General features: G+C 36.1%; 1 protein-coding gene and 1 pseudogene. Both read left to right on the top strand.

All coding sequences use genetic code 11. The features are described from left to right. Window positions 1–132: 132 nt before the first annotated feature. Window positions 133–345, top strand: a pseudogene (locus NDK19_RS16830) (GNAT family N-acetyltransferase); the annotation flags it as partial. A gap of 185 nt (window positions 346–530) precedes the next feature. Then, window positions 531–956 (top strand): DUF6157 family protein, encoded by a 426-nt coding sequence (locus NDK19_RS16835; protein WP_250633073.1) that lies wholly within the window; start codon window positions 531–533, stop codon window positions 954–956. The last annotated feature ends 163 nt before the right edge of the window (window positions 957–1,119 follow it).

Raw genomic sequence — 1,119 nt, forward strand, 5'->3', positions numbered from 1 at the left:
GCAGAGTGAAGCAAAAAGAGCAGATATTAGAAAATTTCCAATTAACCGCAGGCTTACATAATTACAAGTTGAAATTTTCAATCAATTGATTTTCAGTGTTTTAACTTCCAAAAAGTCTAATATCACGGAAAAGGCGTTGGACAACTACTTTATGACCAAGCAATTAAAATCGCAAGACAGAAAAACGCTGACTATGTTTGGCTTGGTGTATGGGAAAAAAATCCGAGAGCAATAAACTTTTACAAGAAAAACGGTTTTGTAGAGTTTGATAAACATATTTTCAAGTTAGGCAATGACGAACAGACTGACATAATGATGAAACTTAAACTTAATGAAAACAAATGAAAAGAACGGCAGCCGGTAACAGCGGTTTGCCGCAAGCGGGGGTTCAGTGCTTCGGTTGACAGTTTTTTCGTATAATTGAAGTGCGGTTTTCCAAATGAACGGTGGTGCTAAAAAACCCCGCCTGCGGCAAGCCGCCAACCGTTAGTGGCAAGCATAAAGGACGACAACGAACTAACAAAATTGGTATGACACCAGAAAAGATACATACAACAAACTACTACGACACTTTTATTGAAGTTGCCGAAGACACAAAAGTTTCTTATGGTACAAAACCACCTTTCAAAACCGACAAGAAAACTATTGCCGAATTGCAATATGAACTACTTGTGGACAATCCCTATAAATTCACTTCGGACGATATATTTTTTCAAGTGTTTGCGAACAGAAACGACTTAACAAAAGCGGAATACAAACAAGGACGACAACAATTTTTCTCAAAAGGACAACCTTGTTTTCGTTCATCACCATTAACAAAAACGTATGGTTTTGGTGTTCACGCTGACAAAGACGGTAAAGTTGCGATATTTGGAATGGAAACTGAACAATACGAAAAATTTCTAAGTGACCCGACAATCAAGAAAGTAAAAGCAATGCGAACATCTAAGAAATAATAAAATGGAAACACATCACAAAATTCAATATCGGACGACAATCAATAGACTTTTTGGAAGTTAAAATACTGAAAATCAATTGATTGAAAATTTCAACTTGTAATTATGTAAGCCTGCGGTTAATTGGAAATTTTCTAATATCTGCTCTTTTTGCTTCACTCTG

Source organism: Rhodoflexus caldus (assembly GCF_021206925.1).
GTDB lineage: Bacteria > Bacteroidota > Bacteroidia > Cytophagales > Thermoflexibacteraceae > Rhodoflexus > Rhodoflexus caldus.